Below are 17,895 nucleotides of genomic sequence, written 5' to 3'. Positions count from 1 at the left end.
GCCGGGCCTCGCCCCGGACCGGACGCAGCTGAAAGGATTGCCGGATGAGCGGCTCCCTCTCGATCACCTCCGCGATGGCGGATCCCGCGCTCCTCGACCTCCCGTGGGACCTTCCGCTGGAGTCGTGGCCGAGCGACACGATCGCCGCCCTACCGAAGGGCATCTCCCGCCACCTCGTGCGCTTCGCGCACCTCGGCGGGCACATCGTCGCGATCAAGGAGACCACCGCCGAGATGGCGAAGGGCGAGTACGAGATGCTGCGCACGCTGCAGCGGCTCGAGATCCCCTGCGTCGAGCCGGTCGCCGTCATCACGAACCGCACGGATGCCGAGGGCGAGGAGCTGAAGCCCGTGCTCGTGACCCGGCACCTGCGCTTCTCCCTCCCCTACCGGGCCCTGTTCTCCCAGACGCTCCGCCCCGACACGGCGACCCGCCTCGTCGACGCGCTCGCCGTGCTGCTCGTGCGCCTGCACATCGTCGGCTTCTTCTGGGGCGACGTGTCGCTCTCGAACACGCTGTTCCGGCGCGACGCCGGCGCCTTCGCGGCGTACCTCGTCGATGCGGAGACCGGCAAGCTCTACGAGGGCGGCCTGTCCAACGGGCAGCGCGAGAACGACCTCGAGATCGCCCGGGTGAACATCGCCGGCGAGCTCCTCGACCTCGAGGCCGGCGGCCGCGTCGCCGACGAGCTCGACCCGGTGCGCATCTCGAACGGCATCGTCGACGCCTACCGGGCCCTCTGGACGGAGCTCACGGGCTCCGAGTCGTTCCAGGCCGCGGAGCGCTGGCGCATCAACGAGCGCGTGCAGCGGCTGAACGCGCTGGGGTTCGACATCGAGGAGCTCGCGATCAAGACCGACGAGTCGGGCACGACCGTGCGCATCCAGCCGAAGGTCGTCGACGCCGGGCACCACCAGCGGCGGCTGCTCCGGCTCACCGGGCTCGACGCGGGCGAGAACCAGGCGCGCCGGCTCCTGAACGACCTCGACTCCTACCGGGCCAGCTACGGCAAGACCGAGCTCGACGAGGAGATGGTCGCGCACGAGTGGCTCATGCGCGTCTTCGAGCCCGTCGTGCGCGCCATCCCGAGCGAGCTGCGCGGCAAGCTCGAGCCGGCCGAGGTGTTCCACCAGTTGCTCGAGCACCGCTGGTTCATGGCGCAGCAGGCCGGCCACGACATCCCGCTCGCGGAGGCGGTGACGAGCTACATCAACACGGTGCTCCGCCATCGACGCGACGAGGCGACGGTCATCGGCCCGCCGACCGACGCGTTCACCGCCGCGATCGAGGTCGTGCCCGATACGGCATCCGTCGCCGTCGTCGACCCCGACGACGAGCAGGACTGGCGGCTCAACGTCTGAGGCGCGGCATCCGCCCGCCGAGAGTCACAGCTCGACGACGCGGTTCTCGCCGATGTCGGGCTGCTCCTTCGTGAAGTAGGCCTTCACGGCCTTCGCCGCCGCGACGACGCCGGGCTCGGTGAGCGCCCAGTACTCGGCGCTCTCGGGGAGCACCTCCAGCACCACGATCTCGGGGTCCTCGCGTCCGCCCGGGAACCAGGCCTCCGCGGCCGGTCCCCACAGCTCGTCTACGGCCCCTGCGTCGTCGACGACGCGCGCCGTCCCTGCGACGGACAGGTAGCCCTTCTTCGACGAGTAGGCGACGTTCACCCTGGGGTGCGCGCCGATCTCCTCGACCTTCGGGCTCGGGTCTTCGACGAGGAAGCGGAGCGTCCCGTCGAAGCGGTCCTGGAGCGCGGCGAGCGGCCGCGCGTGCAGGGCGCCGTCCTCGCCCGTCGTGGTGAGCATGGCCACGTCGGCGGCGTCGACGAGGGTGGAGATCCGGTCGTATTCGTCCTGTTCCATGCGCCCGACGCTACGGGCGGCGGAGCACCGCCGCCGCCCCCTTGACAGCGGCGCCGGCCCGCGCGACCCTGGGGCGCGCGGGCCTGATCGATATCGCGCCCCGATCGGCGCCGCGCCCTGGTGAGCGCCGGGCTACGCCGAGCGCTCGGCGCGCAGCCGCGAGATCTCGTACAGCGTGACGGACGCGGCGATGCCGGCGTTCAGCGACTCCGTGGCCGCCCCGATCGGGATCGACACGATGGCGTCGCAGGTCTCGGTGACAAGTCGCGAGAGGCCCTTGCCCTCCGAGCCCACCACGACGACGACCGGGCGGTCGGCGAACTCGAGGCCGGGCAGCGACACGTCGCCGTCGCCGTCGAGGCCGAGCACGAACACCCCGCGCTCCTTCAGCGCCTTGAGCGTCTGCGTGAGGTTCGAGGCCATCGCGACGGGGATGCGCGCGGCGGCCCCGGCCGAGGTCTTCCATGCGGCCGCGGTGACCCCCACTGAGCGGCGCTGCGGCACGATCACGCCCTGCCCGCCGAACGCGGCGGTGGAGCGGATGATCGCGCCGAGGTTGCGCGGATCGGTGATGCCGTCGAGGGCGACGAAGAGCGGGGTCTCGTCGTTCGCGAGCACCTCGTCGAGGAGCTCGATCGGGTGGGCGTACTCGTACGCCGGCACCTTGAGCGCGAGGCCCTGGTGGACGCCGCCGTCGCCTGCGAGGCGGTCGAGCTCGGGCCGCGTCACCTCAAGCACGGGGATGCCGCGGTTCGTCGCCATCTTGAGCGATTCGCGCACGCGGTCGTCCATCTCGACGCGCTGCGCGAGGTAGAGCGTCGTGGCGGGCACCTTCGTGCGCAGCGCCTCGACGACCGCGTTCCGGCCGGTCACGATCTCCGACTCGTCGCCCGAGCGCGAACGCTGCGAGGCGCCGGACGCGCCGCGCGGGGCACCGGGACGCTGCGAACGCCCCTTCTGGCCGGCCTTCCCCTTGCCGCCCGCGGCTTCGTACCGCTCCTGAGCGGCCTTGCGCTTGCCGGCGACGTGCCAGCTGCGGTCTTCGGCCTTCGGCGTGGGGCCCTTGCCTTCGAGCGCCTTGCGCCCGTGGCCGCCCGTGCCGACCTGCTTCGAGTGTGCGGCCTTGCGCACGGCTCCGGCGCGCGGCTTTCCGCTGCTGCCCTTCATGAGAGGCTCCAATGGGTCGAGGTCTGACTGTCTTCGATGGTGATGCCCGCCTCGGCGAGCTCGGTGCGGATGCGGTCGGCGGCCGCCCAGTCCTTCGCGGCGCGGGCGGCGCGGCGGTCGTCGAGCAGCCGTTCGACGAGCACGCCGAGGGCCGACGCGGCCGGCCCGGCGTCGCTGCTCGCCCACTGCGGGTCGCGCGGATCGATGCCGAGCACCTGCACCATGGCCGAGACCTGGCCGTGCGCGACGGCCGCCTCGTGCAGCTCTTCGGCGTCGAGGGCGTTGTTGCCCGCCCGCACCGTGTCGTGCAGGGCGGCGAGCGCCTGCGGCACGCCGAGGTCGTCGTCCATCGCCTCGGCGAACGACTCGGGGACCACAGGTGCGCCGATGCCGGCGAAGCGGGTGCCGGCGAGCCGGCGCTCGACCCGCTCGAGGAAGGTGCGGATGCGGTCGACCGCCGCCTCGGCGACGGTGAGCGACTCCGGGCTGTAGTCGAGGGTGGACCGGTAGTGCGCCTGGCCGAGCAGGTAGCGCACGGCGAGCGGCGAGGCGAGCACGAGCAGCTCGGCCGCGTAGACCGAGTTGCCGAGCGACTTCGACATCTTCTGACCGCCGATGTTCACGAGGCCGTTGTGCACCCAGTAGCGGGCGAAGCCGTCGCCGGCCGCGGTGGACTGCGCGAGCTCGTTCTCGTGGTGCGGGAAGCGGAGGTCGAGCCCGCCGCCGTGGATGTCGAACTCGGGGCCGAGATAACGGGCCGCCATCGCCGAGCACTCGATGTGCCAGCCTGGCCGGCCGTCGCCCCAGGGCGAAGCCCACGCCGCGGACTCCGGCTCGTCGGCCTTGCGCCCCTTCCAGAGCGCGAAGTCGCGGGGGTCCCGCTTGCCGCGCGGGTCGGCGTCGGCGGCGGCCTCCATGTGCTCCCGCGACTGCCGGGTGAGGGAGCCGTACTCGGCCCAGCTCGCCGTGTCGAAGTAGACGTCGCCCGAGCCGTCGTCGGCCGGGTAGGCGTGCCCCCGCTCGATGAGCCGGGCGATGAGCTGCTGCATCTGCTGCACGCTCGCGGTGGCGCGCGGCTCGTAGCTCGGCGGCAGGATGCCGAGCGCGGCGTAGCCCGCGGTGAACTCGAGCTCGATGCGGTAGGCGAGGGCCCACCACTCCTCGCCGAGCCCGCCCTGGCCCTCGCGGTGGGCGGCGTCGAGGATCTTGTCGTCGATGTCGGTGACGTTGCGCACGAAGGTCACCTCGAGCCCGCGGTAGGCGAGCCACCGGCGCAGCTGGTCGTAGACGAGGGCACTCCGGAGGTGCCCGATGTGGGGGCTCGACTGCACGGTCGGGCCGCACACGTACATGCCGACGCGTCCCTCGCGGAGGGGGACGAAGTCGCGCAGCGCCTGCGCCTTCGTGTCGTAGAGTCTGAGCGTCACCGCTCCAGCCTACCGGCGCACGGGGGCGTGGACCTGGGCGTGCGGGCCCGGGCCTCAGACGGGCAGCAGCACGGCGGTGGCGATCGCGGCGATGCCCTCGCCCCGGCCGGTGAAGCCGAGGCCGTCGCTCGTCGTGGCGGAGACGCTGACCGGTGCGCCGACGAAGCGGCCGAGGAGCGCTTCGGCCTCCTCGCGGCGCGGCGCGAGCTTCGGGCGGTTGCCGACGATCTGCACGCTCACGTTGCCCACCTCGAACCCCGCCTCGCGGACCAGGCGCACGGTCTCGCGGAGGAAGACCTCGCCGTGCGCGCCGCCGAGGGCGGGGTCGGCGGTGCCGAAGATGCGGCCGACGTCGCCGAGCCCGGCCGCGGCGAGCAGGGCGTCGCAGATCGCGTGGCTCGCGGCGTCGCCGTCGCTGTGCCCGGCGAGCCCGCGCTCGCCTGGCCACTCGAGCCCCGCGAGCCAGAGCGGCGTCTCGTCGTCGGCGAAGGCGTGCACGTCGACCCCGGTGCCGACGCGGGGCGCCACGAGGCGCGGCTCCGCGATGGGCTCGGGCGGCAGGATGGACGGCTCGGACTCCGGCCCGGCTTCGCTCTGCGCGGCGCCCTCGGAGCCGTGGCGCTCGAGGGATGCCTCGGCCCGCGCATCGGCCTCCGCCACGAGCTGCTCGGCCCGCCGCAGATCGGCCGGCACCGTGATCTTGAACGCCCGCACGTCACCCGGCACCACGTCGACCACGACGCCCGCCGCGGCGGCGAGCGCGGCGTCGTCGGTGAACTCGCCCCCGGCGAGGCGGTAGGCCCGCTCGAGCGCACCGCGCGGGAAGCCCTGCGGGGTCTGCACGGCCGCGAGCTCGGCCCGGTCGACGGTCTCGACGACTCGGCCGTCGGCGACGCGCTTGACGGTGTCGATGACGGGGAGGCCGGGGACCACCCCGTGCCCCCGCGCGTGCACCGCGGCGGCCACCTCGTCGAAGAGGAGGGAGGGCGTGAGCGCCCGCGCCGCGTCGTGCACGAGCACGACGCCGACCTCGGGGGCGACCGCGGCGAGGCCGGCCGCGACGGAGTCCTGGCGGAGTTCGCCGCCTGCGACGACGACGGGCGCGGGCGCGGCATCCGTCTCGGTCGAGGCATCCGTCGAGCGCTGGAGCGCCGACCGCGTCGCCTCGACGCGGTCGGCCGGGACCACGACGACGAGCTGCGCCGGCTCGCGCATGCCGAGGACGGCCGAGACGGCGTGGGAGAGCAGGGTGCCGTCGCCGAGCGGGACGAAGGCCTTCGGCTCCGGCCGACCGAGCCGGAGGCCGCTGCCGGCGGCGACGAGGATGACGGCGACGGAGGGTGTGCTCACCCTCCGAGCGTACCGCCAGGCCGCACGAGGCGAGGCGTGCACCGATCGGCGCACGCCTCGGGGGCACCCGGTCGCGCCGGGTGCGACGGCCTCAGGAGGCGAGGACCTCGTCGAGCACGACCGAGGCCTGCTCCTCGTCGGTCTTCTCCGCGAGCGCGAGCTCGGAGATGAGGATCTGACGGGCCTTCGCGAGCATGCGCTTCTCGCCCGCCGAGAGCCCGCGGTCCTGATCGCGGCGCCACAGGTCGCGCACGACCTCGGAGACCTTGATCACGTCGCCCGAGGCGAGCTTCTCGAGGTTCGCCTTGTAGCGGCGCGACCAGTTGGTCGGCTCCTCGGTGAACGGGGCGCGCAGCACCTCGAACACGCGGTCGAGGCCCTCCTTGCCGATGACGTCGCGAACGCCGACGAGATCGACGTTCTCAGCCGGGACCTCGATGACGAGGTCTCCCTGCGTGACGTTCAGCTTGAGGTAGAGCTTCTCTTCGCCCTTGATGATCCGTTTCTTCACCTCGGTGATCGTTGCAGCGCCGTGGTGCGGGTAAACGACGGTCTCGCCAACCTCAAAAAGCATGAATGATAGTCCTTTCGGCAACTTTCAGGATATCACATCGTGGATCGTGCTAAGGTATGCGGCCCTCCACGGACATGCACCTCCGTAGGCTATGCTCGACACGATTCCCATGCGTGCGCGCCGGCCGATCCGGGCGCACGACATCGCACTTGGAGGTTCTGTGAAGGCGCGTCTCGTGGCATCCGCCGCTCTCGCTCTCGGTATCGTCATCGGCGCCAGCGGCTGCTCGATGATCACGTACCAGGCGACCACCGAGCACTACGACGCGAGCGACGGCGTCTCCGTCAACGTCGGCGACCTCGACCTCCGCAACGTCCTCGTCGTGAGCGACGACGGCGAGCAGGGCAATCTCGTCATGACGGTCGTGAACCGCGGCGACGAGGATGCCTCCCTGAACGTCGAGTTCGCCGACGGCAAGACCACCGCGGAGCCCATCGAGATCGGCGCGGGCAGCACCGTCGCCTTCGGCGTCGACGACGTCGAGGGCATCGACGTGCTCGAGCCCGTCCTCCTCGACGGCATCGACTCGATCCCGGGCTCGCTGATGCCGATCTACTTCCACTACTCCGGCGCCGAGGGCCAGGAGATCAACGTGCCCGTCCTCGACGGCACGCTCGCGGAGTACAAGTCGCTCGTGCCGTAAGGCGCCGCGCACGAAACCCCGGGCACTGCTTCGCACGAAGCGGCGTCCGGGGTTTTTCGCGTTCGCGGCGGTCAGGCCTCGAAGCGGTAGCCGAGGCCGCGCACGGTCACGAGCTGCACGGGCTCCGAGGGCGAGACCTCGATCTTCGAGCGGATGCGCTTGATGTGCACGTCGAGCGTCTTGGTGTCGCCGAAGTAGTCCGAGCCCCACACGCGGTCGATCAGCTGGCCCCGGGTGAGCACCCGCCCGGCGTTGCGCATGAGGAGCTCGAGCAGCTCGAACTCCTTGAGCGGCATCGGCACGGCGGTGCCGTCGACCTCGACCGTGTGCCGGTCGACGTCCATCCGCACCCGGCCGGCCTCCAGCACCGAGTCGTCGAAATCCGCGGCATCCACCCGTCGGCGGAGCACGGCCCGCACCCGCGCGAGCAGCTCCCGGGTCGAGTACGGCTTCGTCACGTAGTCGTCGGCCCCGAGCTCGAGCCCGACGACGATATCGATCTCGGAGTCCTTCGCGGTGAGCATGATGATCGGCACGCTCGAGCGGTTGCGGAGCTCGCGGCACACCTCCGTGCCGGGCAGGCCCGGCAGCATGAGGTCGAGGAGCACCAGGTCGGCGCCGTCCCGGTCGAAGGCCTCGAGCGCGTCGCGGCCGTCGGCGGCGACCTCGACCTCGTAGCCCTCGCGCTCGAGCAGGAAGCTGAGCGGGTCGGACAGGGCGATCTCGTCTTCGACGAGCAGGATGCGGGTCACGTGACGGCTCCTCGGGGTGCGGGGGCGGGTTCGGTCGATGCGGGCCTGGCGCCGGCATCCTCGGGCGGAGCTTCGACGGCCGCCGCGAGCGGCAGCCGGATCGTGAAGGTCGAGCCGTGACCGGGCTTCGACCAGACGCGGACGTCGCCGCCGTGGTTCTGCACGGTGTGCTTCACGATGCTGAGGCCGAGGCCGGTGCCGCCGGTGTTGCGGCTGCGGGCCTGGTCGACGCGGTAGAACCGCTCGAAGACGCGATCCAGCTCGTCGGCGGCCATGCCGACGCCCTGGTCGGTCACCGAGATCTCGACGGCGCCCTTCTTCGTCGAGACGCCGACGCCGACGCGGCCGCCCTCGTTCGAGTAGGCGATCGCGTTCGCGATGAGATTGTGCACGGCCACGGCGAGGAGGGCCCGGTCGCCGTAGACCTCGGCCTGCTTCGCCCCGCGCACCGCGACGTCGATCCCCTTCGACGAGGCGACGACCCGGTTCTGGTCCACCGCGGCGGCGACCACCTCGTCGATCCTGACGATCGTGTCCGGGCGGAGGGCGTCCTTCGCCTGCAGCTTCGAGAGCTCGATGATCTCGCCCGTGATGCGGGCGAGCCGCTGCGCCTCCACCTCGAGCCGGCCGGCGAAGCGCTGCACCTGCACCGGCTCGTCCGCCGCCTCGCCGAGCGCCTCCGCGAGCAGACCGACCGAGGCGATCGGCGTCTTCAGCTCGTGGCTGATGTTCGCGATGAAGTCGCGGCGCACCTCGTCGAGGCGGTGCGCCTCGGTGCGGTCCTCGACGACGATGAGCACGAATCGCGTGCCGAGCCGGGCGACGCGCGCGGTCACGAGCATCGTCTGCTCGCCGAAGGGGCCGCGCGCGAGCTCGAGCTCCTCCGCCACGGGATCCCCGGTGCGCCGCACGCGGGACGCGAAGTCGAGGAGCTCCTGGTGGGCGAGCGTCTGCCCGCGGACGAGCCCCATCGCGAGGGCGCCCGGCGACGCCCGCAGCACGTTGTTGGAGGGGTCGAGCACGACGCCGGCCGAGTCGAGCACCTCGAGCACCTGGTCGACGCCCTCGGGGACGCTCGGCGCCGCGACGTTGGCCGCGCTCTGCCCGCGGCGTTCGGCCATGTGCAGCACGACCATGAAGGCGGCGCCGAGGAAGAGGCCGAGGGCGAGCGCTGCGACCACCACCCAGGTGGAGTCCATGACTCTCACCCTAACGATGCGTGAAGGGCGTCCGTCGCCGATCGGGCCGAATACGACGGTACGTTGGTCAGTGTTCAGGAGAACGGCACCTGCTGTTCACCTTCGATCGGGAGGATTGCCGCGCCGGTCGGAACCGGTGCATCAGCGCGTCCGCGCCGATGCAGGAGAGGTGAGGATTCCAAGTCATGCGTGAGGTGTTCCAGCAGGAGCTGCGCGAGGTCCAGGACCGGCTCGTCGAGATCGCCGGTCTCGTCGCGGAGTCGATCGACAAGGCCACCCGTGCGTTCAACGAGTCCGATGTGGCGCTCGCGGAGGAGGTCATCGCCGACGACCACGGGATCGATCAGGCGGCCCTCGCCCTCGACGAGCTCGCCATCACAATCCTCGCCCGGCAGCAGCCGGTGGCCCGCGATCTGCGGATCGTCGTGAGCGCGCTGCGCATCAGCGCCTCGCTCGAGCGGATGGGCGACATGTCGACGCACATCGCCCAGCTCGCCCGCTACCGCTTCCCCGACAAGGTGGTGCCGAAGACGCTCCGGCCCACCTTCCGGGAGATGGGCCGGCTCGACGTGGAGATCGCGAAGAAGCTCACCGAGCTGCTGACGACCGAGGACGTCGAGCTCGCCGAGCAGATCCGCAACGAGGACGACGAGATCGACGCCCTGCACCTGCAGGTCTTCGACAAGGTGCTCGGCGAGACCTGGAAGGGCGAGGCCGTCGACACCGTCGACGCGACGCTCGCGAGCCGCTACCACGAGCGCTTCGCCGACCACGCGGTCTCGATCGCGAAGAAGGTGCAGTACCTCGCGACGGGCGACTGGGCCCCCGAGGCCCCCTGAGCGAAGGGGATGCCGCGGCGGCGGCATCCGCGTCCGGCGCCCGCGACGGGACCGAACGGAACGAGGGCCGGCGGATCATCCGATCCGCCGGCCCTCGTCGTCCGGGGCGGGGCGCCCCTACTTCTTGCCCTGGGCGGCGACGGCCGCGGCGCCCGCCGCGGCGGCCTCGGGGTCGAGGTAGCGGCCCGGGCCGAGCGGACGGAACTCGTCGTCGAGCTCGTAGACGAGCGGGATGCCCGTCGGGATGTTGAGCTCGGCGATGTCGGCGTCGCTGATGCCGTCGAGGTGCTTCACGAGCGCGCGGAGCGAGTTGCCGTGCGCGGTCACGAGCACCGTCTTGCCGGCCGCGAGGTCGGGGATGATGTCGTGCTCCCAGTAGGGCAGCATGCGCGCGATGACGTCCTTCAGGCACTCGGTGCGCGGCAGCTCGGCATCGCTGAGCTCGGCGTAACGCGGGTCGCCGACCTGCGAGTACTCGGCGTCGTCGGCGAGGACGGGCGGCGGCACATCGAAGGAGCGGCGCCAGAGCTGGAACTGCTCGGGGCCGTACTTCTCGAGGGTCTCGGCCTTGTCGAGCCCCTGCAGCGCGCCGTAGTGGCGCTCGTTCAGCCGCCAGCTGCGGCGGACCGGGATCCACAGGCGGTCGGCCACGTCGAGGGCGATGTTCGCGGTCTGGATGGCGCGGCTCAGCACCGAGGTGTGCAGGACGTCGGGCAGGACGCCCTCGGCGGCGAGCAGCTCGCCGGCGCGGGCGGCCTCGCCGAGGCCGAGCTCGGAGAGCCGCACGTCGACCCATCCGGTGAAGAGGTTCTGCTGGTTCCATTCGCTGTTGCCGTGGCGAAGCAGCACGAGGGTGTGAGGCATGCTCCCAGCCTAGCGGCGGCGGTCTCCGCTGCGACGAACGGGGTCGGCCCCTGCGAGACTGGAGGCATGCCGCCCGTCCCGCCGTCCCGCCGCGCCTCGGCCGGCCCGGAGGGCGCCATCACCCGCGGCACGACGAACACCAACCGCCTGCGGCGCGTCGACCGCTGGATCGCCGAGCAGCCGGCGTTCCGCGTCGCGCCGGACCCCTTCGTCGTCGACCTCGGCTACGGTGCGAGCGGCGTCACCGCGTTCGAGCTCGCCGCCCGCCTGCGCCGCCGCCGGCCCGACGTCGCGGTGCTCGGCCTCGAGATCGACCCGGCGCGCGTGCGCGGCGCGGACGCGCAGCTCGTCGAGGTGCGCGCCGGGCGGACGCCGTTCGCCGCGGATCTGCCGGTCGCGTTCGCCCGCGGCGGCTTCGAGGTGCCGACGGGTTCGCGCCGGCCCGCGATCATCCGCGCGTTCAACGTGCTGCGCCAGTACGAGGAGGCCGAGGTCGCCGCCGCCTGGGCCCGGATGACCGAGCGGCTCGCGCCCGGGGGCCTCCTCGTCGAGGGCACCTGCGACGAGCTCGGGCGCATCTCGAGCTGGGTCGGCGTCGATGCCGACGGGCCGCGGACGCTCACGATCAGCCTGCGCCTCCGCGATCTCGACCGCCCGTCCGTCGTCGCGGAGCGGCTGCCGAAGGCGCTCATCCACCGGAACGTCCCCGGCGAGCGGGTCCACGAGCTCCTCGCCGCCCTCGACCGGGCGTGGGCGCAGGCCGCTCCTCTGGGGGTCTACGGGCCGTCGCAGCGCTGGATCGACGTCGTCGGCCGCCTCCGCGCCGAGGGCTGGCCCCTCCGCGACGGGGTGCGGCGGTGGCGGCTCGGCGAACTCACGGTCGACTGGGCCGCGGTCGCCCCGCTCCCCTGAGCCGGCGGGAGGAGAATCGCGCACGCGGAGGATGCCGCACGGCGCAGAGGCCTCCGCAGCGGCAGTTCTCCTCCGCCGCGGCGGCCGGGGTCGGGCGCCGGGACCGGGCGCCGGAACCGCTCCCCCGAGCCGGCCGCTAGGGGCGGACGCCGAGGCGGGGCAGACGCGGCACGTCCACCGCGGAGCGCGCGTCGGCCGGGACGATCTCGACCTGCGCGGCCGCCACGTCGATGCCGTGGCTCTCCACGATGAGCTCGAGCTCGGCGGGCACGGCCCGCTTCACGACCGCGAGCGCGATCGGGCCGAGCTCGTGGTGCATGGCGCTCGAGGTGATGCGGCCGACGACGCGCCGCTCGGGAGCCTCGCCCTCGGCGGGCTCCGGCCGCACCTTCAGCGCGACGACCTCGTCGCCCGCGGCGGGCAGCACGGTGTCGCTGCCGTCGAGGTGCAGCAGCACGAGGCGGCGCGGCGGCCGGCCGAGGTTCAGCACCTTGGCGACGGTCTCCTGGCCCTTGTAGCAGCCCTTGCCGAGGTCGACCGCGCTGCGCAGCCAGTCGAGCTCATGAGGGATCGCCTTCTCGTCGACCTCGGTCGCACGTCGCGGACGCCAGGCGGCGATGCGGAGGGCCTCCGCGGCGAGCGCGCCGGCGGCGGCCACGCGGCCCGCGGCGACCGACGCCGCGGCATCCGCGAGCGCGGCGCGCGGGACGATGCGCTCGACCCAGGTCCAGGATGCCGCGGGGTGCCCGGCCTCGGGCGCGTAGCGGTGCCCGCCCGCGCTGCCCGCGGCCCAGGGGTCGCGCCAGTCGAGCGCGACGCCCGCCGGCGCCGCGGCAGGCACCGCGGCGTCGAGCGCCTCGGTGGACAGGGCGCCGAGCACGGCGAACTCGGCGCTCGCGTCGGCGACCTCGACCCGCAGCATGAAGCGCATGCGGTCGAGGAACGCGGCGAGCGCGGCGGCCTCGTCGCCCTCGACGACGAGCCAGGTGCGCTCGCCGTCGTCGAGGACGTGCGCGACGTGCTCGATGTGGCCGTTCGCGTCGAGGAACAGGGCCTCGGCGCTGTCGCCCGGCGCGAGCCGGTCGAGCGCCTGGCTCGCCATGGAGTGCAGCCAGCTCAACCGGTCGGGGCCGGCGACGGTCACGACGCCGCGGTCGCCGAGGTCGACGACGGCCCGGCCCCGTTCGAGCGAGCGCTGCTCGCGCATGGGCTCGCCGTAGTGGCCGGGGACGCCGGCGTCGACGCCCTCGGCGACGACCGCGCCGGGCAGCGAGAGGAACAGATCGCCCATCACTCCGCCTTCGCGAGGCGGGCGGACGCGTGGGTGCGCAGGTCTTGACCGAGGGCCGCGATGTCCCACGCCCAGAGCAGGTGCCCGTCGACGAGCCCGTAGAGCCGGGTCGCCGCGGCGTACGGCTTCGCGCCGCTCGTGCGGATGACGGCGTCGGTCGCGAGGTCGATGCGCGGCCCCTTCACCTGACCGAGGTACAGCTCGGCGACGCCGTCGGGATGCACGATCGGCACCTCGAGGTCGAAGCCGCCCTCGGCGTTGCGGAGCTGCTCGACCTGTTCGGCATCGGTGTAGGCGGCCTCGGCGGACGCCGGCAGCATCGCCGGCCCCGGGTCGCCCTCGCCGCGCGGCCTCGCGAGGCGCCAGTAGCCGGACTCGGTGGTGAGCGGGACGGGGTCGCCGCCCTCCTCCTCCGGGAAGAGCCAGGTGTAGGAGGTGTAGTTCAGGTGCGGCAGGCCGTCGTGGCTGAAGCTCACGCGCTGGCCGAACTCGCGGGTGACCGACTCGTCGCCGATCTTGTAGTCGATGACGCCCGAACCCTCCCAGACTCCGAGGAGCCAGGAGAGCGGGACGAGCTCGGCGGGCAGGCCGACGGGCAGCTCGATCATCGCGATGCCTCGGCGCCTAGCGCTGGCCCTTGAAGAGCTTGTAGACGACGACGCCCGAGATCCACGCGATCGTGACGGTCGCGAGGCCGAGCAGACCGATGAAGAGGAGTTCGAGAGCGACCAGCTGATCCATGCGTCGAAGTCTACCCGCTGAGACCGACCGCGAGGGGCACGACGGCGATGCCCGCGAGGGCGATGAGCACGGCCGCCCCGCCGACCGAGGCGCTCGCCCGGGCGACGTAACCGGCCGGGCGCCGGGTCGCGAGCTGCACGAGCAGGGCGCCGAGCACGGATGCCGCGAACACGACGCCGAGCGCCCGGTACACGCCGAGGGCGCCGCCGTCGCCGAACCAGACCCGCTGGCCGCTGTACGCGAGCGCCACGACGAGGATCGATCCGGCGAGCGCGACCGCCCAGATCAGGACGATGCCGAATCGTCCGCCCTCGGCTTCGCTGGTGTCCATCCCGCTCCGTCTCCCGCTCGCGACGACCGCTCGCCGTTCCCCGTAGTATTGACCGCACCTTACTACTGGAGGGTGTGCGTGGCGCAGCTGCTGATCTTGTCGCCGGCCGCCGACGATGACGTTCTTCCGGCCCTGGCGCTCCTGGCGCATCGGACGAGGGTGATCCCCGCCTCGCCCGAGCAGCTGGTCAACGCGCCCGAATGCGACCTCATCCTGCTCGACGCGCGCACGAACCTCGCCGGCGCGAAGGCGCTCGCCCAGATCCTCCGCACCACCGGGCTGTCGGTCCCGCTCATCCTCATCGTGACCGAGGGCGGCCTCATGGCCGTGACGCCGGAGTGGGGCGTCGACGACGTCGTCCTCGAGGGCGCCGGCCCCGCCGAGGTCGACGCGCGCATCCGGCTCTCGCTCGGCCGCAGCCGGGACGCGCTGCCGAACGAGAAGATCCAGACCTCGGGCGTCATCATCGACGAGGCGAGCTACTCGGCGAAGGTCCACGGGCGCCCGCTCGACCTCACCTACAAGGAGTTCGAGCTGCTCCGCTTCCTCGCCGCGCACCCCTCGCGGGTGTTCACCCGCGAGCAGCTGCTCAGCGAGGTGTGGGGCTACGACTACTTCGGCGGCACGCGCACGGTCGACGTGCACGTCCGGCGGCTGCGGGCGAAGCTCGGCGAGCTCGAGAGCCTCATCGGCACCGTGCGCAACGTCGGCTACCGCTTCAACGTGCACGAGGACGACGAGCCCGCCGGCGAGCAGGTCACCGCCCGTTGACCCGCGGGATGCCTGGCGGACACCGCCCGGTGGCATGATGGCGGGATGACGGACATGATCGACGAGGACCGGACGTCGAGCGACTTCGACGACGACTTCGAACCGTTCGACCTCGAGGGCGCCCCCGAGCTGCCCGCCGAACGCTACCTCGATCGCGAGCTCAGCTGGCTCGCCTTCAACCAGCGCGTGCTCGAACTCGCCGAGGACCCGCTGGTGCCGGCGCTCGAACGGGCGAACTTCCTCGCCATCTTCGCGTCGAACCTCGACGAGTTCTTCATGGTCCGGGTCGCCGGCCTGAAGCGCCGCATCGACACCGGACTCGCCGTGCCGACGAACGTCGGCCGCTCCCCCGTCGACGTGCTCGACGACATCTCCCGCGCCGCGCACGAGCTGCAGGAGCGGCACGCCGCGGTCTACCAGGAGCTCGTCCGCCCCGCGCTCGCCGAGCACGGCATCCGCGTGGTGCGCTGGACCGAGCTCGCCGACGACGAGCGGGCGCGCCTGCGCGAGTACTTCTCGCAGCAGATCTTCCCCGTGCTGATGCCGCTCGCGGTCGACCCGGCGCATCCCTTCCCCTACATCTCCGGCCTCTCGCTGAACCTGTCGGTTCGCGTGCGCAACACGAAGACGGGCCGGCAGGAGTTCGCCCGTGTGAAGGTCCCCCAGATGCTGCCGCGCTTCGTCGCGATCGGCACCGGGGACGGCGCCGACGACGGCCGCTACCTCACCCTCGAGGACCTCATCGCGAACCACCTCGGCGACCTCTTCCCCGGCATGGAGATCGTGGAGCACCACGTCTTCCGGGTCACGCGCAACGAGGACGTGGAGGTCGAGGAGGACGAGACCGAGAACCTCATCCAGGCCCTCGAGAAGGAGCTCCGCCGCCGCCGCTTCGGGCCGCCGATCCGGCTCGAGGTCACCGACGACATGGACGAGGTCACCCTCGGGCTCCTCGTCCGAGAGCTCGACATCACCGACCGCGAGGTCTACCGGCTGCCCTCGCCGCTCGACCTCGGCGGCCTGTTCGACCTCGCCCGCATCGACCGCCCAGAGCTGCACTACCCGCCCCGGGTGCCGACGACGCATCCGCAACTCCAGCCGACCGAGCCGAACCGGCCCGCCGACATCTTCAAGGCCGTCGCGAGGCGCGACGTGCTCCTGCACCACCCGTACGAGTCGTTCTCGACGAGCGTCGTCGCCTTCCTCGAGCAGGCCGCGACCGACCCCGACGTGCTCGCCATCAAGCAGACCCTCTACCGCACCTCGGGCGACAGCCCGATCGTCGAGGCGCTCATCGACGCGGCCGAGGCCGGCAAGCAGGTGCTCGCCCTCGTCGAGATCAAGGCCCGCTTCGACGAGCAGGCCAACATCAGCTGGGCGCGGAAGCTCGAGAAGGCCGGCGTGCACGTCGTCTACGGGCTCGTCGGGCTGAAGACGCACTGCAAGCTCGCCCTCGTGATCCGCCAGGAGAAGGGCGGGCTCCGCCACTACAGCCACATCGGCACCGGCAACTACAACCCGAAGACGAGCCGGCTCTACGAGGACCTCGGCCTCCTCACCGCCGACGACCAGGTCGGCAAGGACCTCACCCGCCTCTTCAACGAGCTCTCCGGCTACGCGATCGAGAAGAAGTTCAAGCGGCTCCTGGTGGCGCCGCTGCACCTGCGCAAGGGGCTGCTGAAGCTCATCGCGGCCGAGACGAGCGCGGCGGAGGCCGGCCGGCCCAGCCGCATCCGCATCAAGGTCAACTCGATGGTCGACGAGGCCATCATCGATGCGCTCTACCGGGCCTCGAACGCCGGCGTCCCCGTCGAGGTCTGGGTGCGCGGCATCTGCAGCCTCCGCCCCGGCATCCCCGGTCTCAGCGAGAACATCACGGTGCGCTCGATCCTCGGGCGCTATCTCGAGCACTCGCGGATCTTCTCCTTCCTCGGCGACGGCGACCCGCAGGTCTACATCGGCTCGGCCGACATGATGCACCGCAACCTCGACCGGCGCGTCGAGGCGCTCGTGCGGCTCGTCGACCCCGAGCACCTCGTCGAGATCGAGTCGCTCTTCGACCGCGCGATGGACGAGCGCACGAGCTCCTGGCACCTCGACGGCGAGGGGGTGTGGACGCGCCACTCCCTCGACGCCGACGGGCGACCGCTCGAGGACCTGCAGAATAGCCTCATGCAGCAGATGGCCCAGCGTCCCCGCTCCGGGAAGCGCCGGTGAGCCCGGCCGTGCAGACGGCGGTGTACGCGGCGGGCGCCGTGTGCTGGCGCCTCATCGACGGCAAGGTGCACGTGCTCGTCATCCACCGCACCGTCTACGGCGACGTCACGATCCCGAAGGGCAAGGTCGACCCCGGCGAGACGCTGCCGCAGACCGCGGTGCGCGAGATCGCCGAGGAGACGGGGCTCGGCGTCGCGCTCGGCGTGCCGCTCGGGATCTCCCGCTACCCGCTGCCCTCCGGCCGGGAGAAGATCGTGCACTACTGGGCGGCGGAGGTCACCGAGCGCGCCGTCCAGCGCTCCACCTTCCGGCCGAACGGCGAGGTCGCGGCGCTCGAATGGGTCACCATCAAGCGGGCGCGCGGCTACCTGAGCTACCAGCCGGACGTCGAGATCCTGGATGCCTTCGCCGCACTCGTCGAGCAGGGCGTGCTCGGCACCGTGGCGCTCACGGTCCTGCGCCACGCGAAGGCGATCGGACGCGGCGACTGGGACGGGGCCGACGAAGCCCGACCCCTCGCGGAGCGCGGCGTGCAGCAGGCGGCGGGACTCGCCGAGACCCTCGCGGCCTGGGCGCCGAAGCGGATCGTGTCGAGCCCCGCGGTGCGCTGCGTCACGACCGTCGCCCCGCTCGCCGCGGCGACGGGCGTCCCGATCAAGCGCGAGCCCGGCCTCAGCCAGGACGCCTGGGAGGCGGGCACCGCCGAGATCCGCCGCGTCGTCGGCAAGCGGGTGCGCGTCGGGAAGTCCGCGGTGCTGTGCACCCATCGGCCGCTGCTGTCCGAGGTGCTGCGCGAGCTCGCGCTCGCCACCGGCACGCCGATCGGCAGCTACGCGAGCGACGCCGCGCAGCTGGAAGCCGGCGCGTTCAGCGTCGTGCACCTCTCGGCGACGAACCCGTCGTCGGGCATCATCTCGATCGAGACGCACACGCCGCGCGCCTGAGCCGCGAC

The 17,895-nt window shown here is 72.4% G+C and carries 18 protein-coding genes; 7 read left to right on the top strand and 11 right to left on the bottom strand.

Features of this window, described 5'->3' with window-relative positions:
- Positions 1-44 precede the first annotated feature (44 nt).
- Positions 45-1,361 (top strand): DUF4032 domain-containing protein, encoded by a 1,317-nt coding sequence (locus ROT00_RS14365; RefSeq protein WP_404775714.1) that lies wholly within the window; start codon positions 45-47, stop codon positions 1,359-1,361.
- Positions 1,362-1,385: 24 nt separating this feature from the next.
- Here the strand turns inward: ROT00_RS14365 and ROT00_RS14360 are convergent, their stop codons facing one another.
- From ROT00_RS14360 to ROT00_RS14340, 5 genes are all read right to left on the bottom strand, one after another.
- Positions 1,386-1,865, bottom strand: coding sequence for a pyridoxamine 5'-phosphate oxidase family protein (locus tag ROT00_RS14360; protein ID WP_404775713.1), 480 nt, complete (start codon positions 1,863-1,865; stop codon positions 1,386-1,388).
- 132 nt (positions 1,866-1,997) lie between these two features.
- A complete protein-coding gene (gene rlmB / locus ROT00_RS14355) occupies positions 1,998-3,032 on the bottom strand; it encodes a 23S rRNA (guanosine(2251)-2'-O)-methyltransferase RlmB (RefSeq protein WP_404775712.1) in 1,035 nt (344 codons plus the stop codon).
- Positions 3,029-4,459, bottom strand: a complete 1,431-nt coding sequence (cysS, locus tag ROT00_RS14350) for a cysteine--tRNA ligase (protein WP_404775711.1) — start codon at positions 4,457-4,459, stop codon at positions 3,029-3,031. The genes rlmB and cysS overlap by 4 nt, the downstream gene beginning before the upstream one ends.
- A gap of 54 nt (positions 4,460-4,513) precedes the next feature.
- Positions 4,514-5,809 carry a 2-C-methyl-D-erythritol 4-phosphate cytidylyltransferase gene (gene ispD, locus ROT00_RS14345; RefSeq protein WP_404775710.1) on the bottom strand — a complete coding sequence of 432 codons (1,296 nt, stop codon included), beginning with the start codon at positions 5,807-5,809 and terminating at the stop codon, positions 4,514-4,516.
- A 91-nt stretch (positions 5,810-5,900) separates the two neighbouring features.
- Complete coding sequence (locus ROT00_RS14340; protein ID WP_189083844.1) at positions 5,901-6,383, bottom strand: CarD family transcriptional regulator; 483 nt, start codon at positions 6,381-6,383, stop codon at positions 5,901-5,903.
- Between the two features lie 175 nt (positions 6,384-6,558).
- Here ROT00_RS14340 and ROT00_RS14335 point away from each other — a divergent pair, with 175 nt between their 5' ends.
- Positions 6,559-7,026, top strand: a complete 468-nt coding sequence (locus tag ROT00_RS14335) for a hypothetical protein (protein ID WP_404775709.1) — start codon at positions 6,559-6,561, stop codon at positions 7,024-7,026.
- Positions 7,027-7,097: 71 nt separating this feature from the next.
- Here the strand turns inward: ROT00_RS14335 and ROT00_RS14330 are convergent, their stop codons facing one another.
- Together ROT00_RS14330 and ROT00_RS14325 are read right to left on the bottom strand one after the other, a co-directional pair.
- Complete coding sequence (locus ROT00_RS14330; protein ID WP_404775708.1) at positions 7,098-7,778, bottom strand: response regulator; 681 nt, start codon at positions 7,776-7,778, stop codon at positions 7,098-7,100.
- A complete protein-coding gene (locus ROT00_RS14325; protein WP_404775707.1) occupies positions 7,775-8,977 on the bottom strand; it encodes a sensor histidine kinase in 1,203 nt (400 codons plus the stop codon). The genes ROT00_RS14330 and ROT00_RS14325 overlap by 4 nt, the downstream gene beginning before the upstream one ends.
- 185 nt (positions 8,978-9,162) lie before the next feature.
- On the opposite strand from ROT00_RS14325, the gene phoU reads away from it, so the two are divergent.
- On the top strand, positions 9,163-9,816 hold the full coding sequence (gene phoU / locus ROT00_RS14320; protein ID WP_404775706.1) for a phosphate signaling complex protein PhoU: 654 nt from the start codon (positions 9,163-9,165) through the stop codon (positions 9,814-9,816).
- Positions 9,817-9,933: 117 nt separating this feature from the next.
- Here the strand turns inward: phoU and ROT00_RS14315 are convergent, their stop codons facing one another.
- Positions 9,934-10,680: a phosphoglyceromutase gene (locus tag ROT00_RS14315; RefSeq protein ID WP_404775705.1), complete on the bottom strand. Its 747-nt coding sequence runs from the start codon at positions 10,678-10,680 to the stop codon at positions 9,934-9,936.
- Positions 10,681-10,746: 66 nt separating this feature from the next.
- Between ROT00_RS14315 and ROT00_RS14310 the strand changes: the two genes are divergently transcribed.
- Complete coding sequence (locus ROT00_RS14310) at positions 10,747-11,592, top strand: class I SAM-dependent methyltransferase (protein WP_404775704.1); 846 nt, start codon at positions 10,747-10,749, stop codon at positions 11,590-11,592.
- 136 nt (positions 11,593-11,728) lie between these two features.
- Here the strand turns inward: ROT00_RS14310 and ygfZ are convergent, their stop codons facing one another.
- The 3 genes from ygfZ to ROT00_RS14295 form a co-directional block, all read right to left on the bottom strand.
- Positions 11,729-12,883: a CAF17-like 4Fe-4S cluster assembly/insertion protein YgfZ gene (ygfZ, locus tag ROT00_RS14305; RefSeq protein ID WP_404775703.1), complete on the bottom strand. Its 1,155-nt coding sequence runs from the start codon at positions 12,881-12,883 to the stop codon at positions 11,729-11,731.
- Positions 12,883-13,491 carry a nitrobindin family protein gene (locus ROT00_RS14300; RefSeq protein ID WP_404775702.1) on the bottom strand — a complete coding sequence of 203 codons (609 nt, stop codon included), beginning with the start codon at positions 13,489-13,491 and terminating at the stop codon, positions 12,883-12,885. The genes ygfZ and ROT00_RS14300 overlap by 1 nt, the downstream gene beginning before the upstream one ends.
- A 143-nt stretch (positions 13,492-13,634) precedes the next feature.
- On the bottom strand, positions 13,635-13,955 hold the full coding sequence (locus ROT00_RS14295; protein WP_404775701.1) for a hypothetical protein: 321 nt from the start codon (positions 13,953-13,955) through the stop codon (positions 13,635-13,637).
- A 78-nt stretch (positions 13,956-14,033) separates the two neighbouring features.
- Between ROT00_RS14295 and ROT00_RS14290 the strand changes: the two genes are divergently transcribed.
- Genes ROT00_RS14290 through ROT00_RS14280 form a run of 3 tightly spaced genes read left to right on the top strand, consistent with a single transcriptional unit; the run spans position 14,034 to position 17,887 of the window.
- Positions 14,034-14,726, top strand: a complete 693-nt coding sequence (locus tag ROT00_RS14290) for a winged helix-turn-helix domain-containing protein (protein WP_404775700.1) — start codon at positions 14,034-14,036, stop codon at positions 14,724-14,726.
- Positions 14,727-14,771: 45 nt separating this feature from the next.
- Positions 14,772-16,943 (top strand): RNA degradosome polyphosphate kinase, encoded by a 2,172-nt coding sequence (locus ROT00_RS14285; protein WP_404775699.1) that lies wholly within the window; start codon positions 14,772-14,774, stop codon positions 16,941-16,943.
- On the top strand, positions 16,940-17,887 hold the full coding sequence (locus tag ROT00_RS14280; protein WP_404775698.1) for an NUDIX hydrolase: 948 nt from the start codon (positions 16,940-16,942) through the stop codon (positions 17,885-17,887). The genes ROT00_RS14285 and ROT00_RS14280 overlap by 4 nt, the downstream gene beginning before the upstream one ends.
- Positions 17,888-17,895 lie beyond the last annotated feature (8 nt).

The organism is Agromyces mediolanus, assembly GCF_044917495.1.
GTDB lineage: Bacteria > Actinomycetota > Actinomycetes > Actinomycetales > Microbacteriaceae > Agromyces > Agromyces mediolanus_B.
Note: the sequence above shows the minus strand (reverse complement) of the source record. Positions and strands in the feature narration are given on the sequence as shown.

Excerpts from the sequence above, each read along its gene's own strand:
- ROT00_RS14365 (WP_404775714.1), top strand. The coding sequence starts at position 45 with ATGAGCGGCTCCCTCTCGATCACCTCCGCGATGGCGGATCCCGCGCTC.
- ROT00_RS14315 (WP_404775705.1), bottom strand. The coding sequence starts at position 10,680 with ATGCCTCACACCCTCGTGCTGCTTCGCCACGGCAACAGCGAATGGAAC.
- ROT00_RS14325 (WP_404775707.1), bottom strand. The coding sequence starts at position 8,977 with ATGGACTCCACCTGGGTGGTGGTCGCAGCGCTCGCCCTCGGCCTCTTC.
- rlmB (WP_404775712.1), bottom strand. The coding sequence starts at position 3,032 with ATGAAGGGCAGCAGCGGAAAGCCGCGCGCCGGAGCCGTGCGCAAGGCC.
- ROT00_RS14360 (WP_404775713.1), bottom strand. The coding sequence starts at position 1,865 with ATGGAACAGGACGAATACGACCGGATCTCCACCCTCGTCGACGCCGCC.
- ROT00_RS14295 (WP_404775701.1), bottom strand. The coding sequence starts at position 13,955 with ATGGACACCAGCGAAGCCGAGGGCGGACGATTCGGCATCGTCCTGATC.
- phoU (WP_404775706.1), top strand. The coding sequence starts at position 9,163 with ATGCGTGAGGTGTTCCAGCAGGAGCTGCGCGAGGTCCAGGACCGGCTC.
- ROT00_RS14310 (WP_404775704.1), top strand. The coding sequence starts at position 10,747 with ATGCCGCCCGTCCCGCCGTCCCGCCGCGCCTCGGCCGGCCCGGAGGGC.
- ROT00_RS14285 (WP_404775699.1), top strand. The coding sequence starts at position 14,772 with ATGACGGACATGATCGACGAGGACCGGACGTCGAGCGACTTCGACGAC.
- ROT00_RS14340 (WP_189083844.1), bottom strand. The coding sequence starts at position 6,383 with ATGCTTTTTGAGGTTGGCGAGACCGTCGTTTACCCGCACCACGGCGCT.
- ROT00_RS14300 (WP_404775702.1), bottom strand. The coding sequence starts at position 13,491 with ATGATCGAGCTGCCCGTCGGCCTGCCCGCCGAGCTCGTCCCGCTCTCC.
- ygfZ (WP_404775703.1), bottom strand. The coding sequence starts at position 12,883 with ATGGGCGATCTGTTCCTCTCGCTGCCCGGCGCGGTCGTCGCCGAGGGC.